Genomic DNA, 4,922 nt, shown 5'->3' on the forward strand with positions numbered 1-4,922 from the left:
CAGCGCGTCCCTGGTGGCCTGCATGTGCTCGCGCACGTCCAGGCCGAGACGCGCCTCCCAGGCGCCGGCGAGCGTGAGACACGCGGCCGGACCCAGCAGGCCGGCGACGAGGAGCCGACGCCGGTTCCCGCTTGACTGATGACGGTTCTTACCGGGCATCGGAGGAGCGACGACGCCTCACGGCGATGACGGTGCCGGCGATGCCGACCAGCAGCAGGCCGGTGCCCGCGGCCACCATCGGCCGGACGTCGGCGCCGGTCATCGGCAGCTCGGCGGCCTCCTTCTTCCAGCACTCCACCTCGAAGCAGCCGCCGTCGGGGCCGCCCCACGGGCCGTCGTCCCAGGGGCCGAGGTCGACCGTGAAGTGCTTGTCGATGTCCTGCGGCGTGGGCGTCGGGGTGACGTCGTCCTCGTCGTCGTCGTCGACATGGTCGGTGTCGTCCGCGCCCGCCTCGTCGTCCAGCGGGTTGTCGGTCAGGCCCGCGTCGGCGAGGTCGCCGCTGATGTCGTTCTCGCCGGCGACGCCGATCCCGGCCGGGTCGTTGGCCGGCCCGTCGTCGTCCTCGCCGGTGCTGACGCCGCCGGCGAGCGTCTCGCCGTTCTCGGAAGAGGCCGACGACGTGCAGGACTCCTCGTCGCAGCCCGGCGTCACGAGGTTCGTGAGCGGCTGGGGCGCGGACGAGTTCGACAGGACGTCGAGCTGGCTGAAGTCACCGAGGTCCGCGTCGTCGGACTGCTGCCCGTTCGACGTGGTCGTGTTGGTCTGCGTCTCTTCGTCCTCACCCACGTCGACCGCAACGGCGTCGGCGGCCGCGTCGTTCTCGTTGTCGCTCGTGTTGAAGTTGTCGATGCAGCCGGTGAAGTCGGCGTTGGTACGCGGGCACGGCGGGTAGTCGGGCTGCAGGAGCAGCGGCCCGCGTGTGACCGTGGTGGCCTGCACGGCGGCGGCCGTGTGCGCGACGGCCGTGGCCAGCCCCGCGGTCCCGAAGGCGATCCCACCTCCCACCGCCATGGCCGCGAATATTGTTTTCCTGACTTTTTCTGCCATTTCGGACTCCCCGAGACGGTAGTGCGGGCCATAGAACATTTCGCCCGGAATATTCAGCGACATGTTCACTACGGAACCCGTTATATGCGCCGGGTCTCGCGACGCTCCGCGCGGCACACGAGCCTTACCGAAGGATCAGGCATCGTTCGCCGGGCGTTGACGGTGCCGCTCCGGGGCCTTCCGGGAGGGGGTTCCCGGTGTCCCGTCCTGGGCGGGCACCGCCGCGTTCGTGGTCGTCCTGGGGTGCGAGGAGCCTATGTGCGGTTGTTTTACCCTTCATCCCCTTTACTGGGACATCCCCGCCGTGAGAGGTGCGCCCTATTTCCCGCCATAAAGCCCGAAAAGCCGCCCAAGCGGGAAAGAACGGGCATACTGCGACGTGGCCTGGGAAGCCCGCGGCGAGGTGCCCGCGCCGCCCGCCCCATTTCAGCACGCCGACGCGCGCACGCGTCGCCGCCACGCGAGGAGAACCGCCACGCGAGGAGAACCGCCGGGCGAGGAGAACCGCCGGCGACCCGCCGGGTGCGGGGGCCCGTCTCCGGGCGGGACGCGTCAGGGGAGTCGCCCGCCACGCCGAACGGCTCGCACCGCAGGGGCGGCCCGTGCTCGTGCCCGCCCGGTCCCTCGCGCGAGAGGGCGGGCACCGGGATGAGAGGAGGGGGCGCGTGCCGGGATCAGCCGTTGCGGGACAACCAGAGGCCGATGGCGGTGACACGCGAGTCCACACCCAGCTTGGCGTAGATGCGGTTGACGTGGTTCTTGACCGTCTTCTCGCTGAGGAAGAGACGTCGCGCGATCTGGCCGTTGGACTCACCTGTGGCGATGAGGTCCATGACCTCGGCCTCGCGCTTGCTCAAGGACGTGAACGCGCTATCGAACGCTGCGTCGTCGACTCTCATCCGGCCTCCGGGGGCGCGCAGACGGTCAGAATCGCCGATGCCCCCGTGCTTCCGGCGTTAGCGGTAGACAGTGAGCATAACTCGCATTGTCATGGTTTGGGGACGATAAGGAGAAAAACGGCAACGGCCGGTCCCTGGGGACCGGCCGTTGCGCTCGGGGTGAGTGAAGGGACTTGAACCCTCGACATCCAGGACCACAACCTGGCGCTCTGCCAACTGAGCTACACCCACCATGGCCGCCCCGTGAGGCGGCACAGGAAAAGTGTAGCGGTGTTCGGGAGTCTTTTCGCCATCGGCGACGCGCCGACATGGGTTCGTCCCCTCACACGCGGCCCCGCCGGCCGGGGCCCGCGGGGGCGCGCCTGGGGCGTCGCGCTGTCAGCCGCTGACGCGCTCGGCCAGCGTGCGGGCGGTCGCCGAGTCGGGACCCGGCTGGGCCACGAACACCGACGCACGGTAGTAACGCAGCTCCCTGATGCTCTCCGTGATGTCGGCCAGCGCCCGGTGCCCGCCCTGCTTCTCGGGCGCCGCGAAGTACACGCGGGGGTACCAGCGGCGCACCAGCTCCTTGATGGACGACACGTCGATCATCCGGTAGTGCAGGAACGCGTCGACCGCGGGCATGTCGCGCGAGATGAACGTGCGGTCCGTGCCGATGGAGTTGCCGCACAGGGGCGCCTTCTTCGCCTCGGGGACGTGGCGGCGGATGTACTCGAGGACCAGCGACTCGGCCTCGGCCAGCGTCACCCCGCCCGCGAGCTCCGGCAGCAGCCCGGAGGCGGTGTGCATCTCGCGGACCACCTGCGACATCTGCTCCAGCGACTCGGGCGGCGGCTTGATGACCACGTCGACGCCCTCGTCGAGCTGGTTGAGCTCGCTGTCGGTGATGACGCACGCCACCTCGACGAGCGCGTCGCGGCCAAGGTCCAGCCCGGTCATCTCACAGTCGATCCAGACCAGCACGTCACTCATTCGTTCTCCTCGCCCAAGCGGCTCGGAGCGCCCGCCCGCTTGCTCTCAGGACAAGCCTAGTGCCAAGCATCAGGCAGGCTTGAGTGAGCTCAGAACCTTGGGGAGCACGTCCGTGCCGAGATTGTCGGGAACCGACACGTAAAGGATGGACGGGCGCTCGCCATCACCGCGATCCATGATCACGATCGCGCCGTTCTCCTTGTTCCACTTGTAGCCCTTCTGCTTCGTGACCTTGCTGAAGTCGAGCTGGAACTGGAGCACCCAGGCGTCCTTGTCGCCGATCTTGATCGCCTTGTCCTGGACGATCTTGGTCGTGTGCTGGAGCTGGTAGTACTTGCCGAAGTCGATGAACACCGTCTTGGCCGTCAGGCTGAGCCCCTCCTTGCCCTCGTAGGGGTAGAGCTCGTTCAGGCGGCCCGTGTAGAGGTTGCCGATCCAGTTGTTGTCGCCCTCGTACTTCTCCTGCGCGATCTTCTCGACGCCGCTCGACCACTTCTGCTGGGCGGGGTCGGCGCCGGGGCTGGCGCCGTTGATGTCGGCGTAGCCGGGCACCGTCCAGCCCTCGGGCACGGCGTACGAGATGCCGGCCTGCGGGTCGGTGACGCGGCCGTCCTGCGCCTGCGGCAGCTCGGTCGGGGCCGGCGTGGGCTGCGTGCTGGGCGGCGGCTCGGACGGCGACTCCGACTCGGTCGGCGTGGAGGTCGGCGGCAGGGCGGTCGTCGGCCCCTCCCGGTTGATGAAGAAGACGCCCGCGACCACGATGAGCGCCACCACGACCAGCGCCGCCAGGCCACCGAAGATCCACGGCATGGGGTTGCGCTGCTTCGGCGGCGGGCCGAAGCCCGGGCCGGGCAGCTGCGCGCCGCCCCACTGACCCGGCTGGCCCGGCTGGCCCGGCTGGCCCGGCTGCGCGTAGGGGCCGGGCTCGCCGTAGGGACCCTGCCCCCCGTACGTCGGGAGCACCTGGGTGGGCTGCGGCGAGCCAGAGGAGGGCTGACCCGGCCCGCCGGGGGCGTGCGGCTGGTCGGGGCCGCCCTGCTGGGGCGCGCCGTGGACCTGGCCCGGCCCGCTCTGCTGACCGGGCCCGTACGCCTGCCCGGGACCGCTGGGCTGTCCCGGCCCGTACGCCTGCCCGAGACCGCTGGGCTGTCCCGGCCCGTACGCCTGCCCGGGGCCGCTCGGCTGCCCGGGCCCGTACGGTTGCGCCGGGCCGCTGGGCCGGCCGGGGCCGTACGCCTGTCCTTGGTCACCGGGCTGTGCCGGCCGGTCCTGGTCGCCGCCCGGCTCGGGCTGTCCGTACGGCAACTGGGCGAAGCCGGGCCGGCCGTACTGGAGCGTCGGGTTGGCGGGGGTGGCCGACCAGTCGTGGCCCGGCTGCGACCCCGAGGGTGGCTGCTGCTGTGGCGCCGCCCCGGGCTCCTGCGGATGCGTGGCGTCGGTCCACTGGGTGCCGTCCCACCAACGGAGTTGGGGCGATCCGTAGGGGTCCGGGTACCAGCCCGCGGGGGTCTGCGTGGTCATGCTGGCCAGATTAGTAAGAACCGCATTGATATGCATTGTCGGCGGCGGTCCTTCGACAGCGGGCCGCGCCTCAGCACTTGTACGTGAAGCTCGCCTTGTCGCTGCGCACCGGGCCCGGCGACAGGATCCGGAGCGTGGCCGTCGCCTTGACCGTGGACCTCCCCTTGAGCGTCCACCGCAGCGGCACCTCGTACGAGGTCCGGTCGGAGGTGGTGCGCAGGGTCTGCTTGACCACCTCCTTGTCGAGGTTCTTGCGCCATTCGTACTGGATCTCGCCCGCGCCGCCGTTGGTCACGATGGTGCCGGTGACCACCACGGCGCTGTCGCAGCCCTGCGCCTTCTTCGGCGCGGCGACGTCGACCGACGCGACGGCCAGCTCCGGCCCGCCGCCGCCCAGCCTGAACCAGGCCAGGATCGCGCCCGCCATGATCACCGCGAACAGCGCCGCGGCCAGGACCGTGCGGCGCCGCCGGGCCCGCGAG

Annotated in this window: 5 protein-coding genes and 1 tRNA gene; all 6 read right to left on the minus strand. The window is 70.6% G+C overall.

Going from position 1 to position 4,922, the window contains the following annotated elements; all coding sequences use genetic code 11:
• Positions 1-148 precede the first annotated feature (148 nt).
• A complete protein-coding gene (locus AB0H81_RS43775; protein ID WP_358388114.1) occupies positions 149-1,048 on the minus strand; it encodes an LPXTG cell wall anchor domain-containing protein in 900 nt (299 codons plus the stop codon).
• A 674-nt stretch (positions 1,049-1,722) separates the two neighbouring features.
• Positions 1,723-1,947: a LuxR C-terminal-related transcriptional regulator gene (locus AB0H81_RS43780; RefSeq protein ID WP_358388117.1), complete on the minus strand. Its 225-nt coding sequence runs from the start codon at positions 1,945-1,947 to the stop codon at positions 1,723-1,725.
• Between the two features lie 158 nt (positions 1,948-2,105).
• Positions 2,106-2,178, minus strand: a tRNA-His gene (locus AB0H81_RS43785).
• 147 nt (positions 2,179-2,325) lie between these two features.
• Entirely contained in the window at positions 2,326-2,919 is a 594-nt protein-coding gene (gene orn, locus AB0H81_RS43790) for an oligoribonuclease (protein ID WP_358388120.1), read from the minus strand.
• A 69-nt stretch (positions 2,920-2,988) separates the two neighbouring features.
• Entirely contained in the window at positions 2,989-4,440 is a 1,452-nt protein-coding gene (locus AB0H81_RS43795; RefSeq protein WP_358388122.1) for a DUF2510 domain-containing protein, read from the minus strand.
• 70 nt (positions 4,441-4,510) lie between these two features.
• Positions 4,511-4,922 (minus strand): hypothetical protein (locus tag AB0H81_RS43800; RefSeq protein WP_358388124.1); only part of this gene is annotated, 412 nt, incomplete at its 5' end.

Source organism: Nonomuraea sp. NPDC050691, assembly GCF_040654455.1.
Classification (GTDB): Bacteria; Actinomycetota; Actinomycetes; order Streptosporangiales; family Streptosporangiaceae; genus Nonomuraea.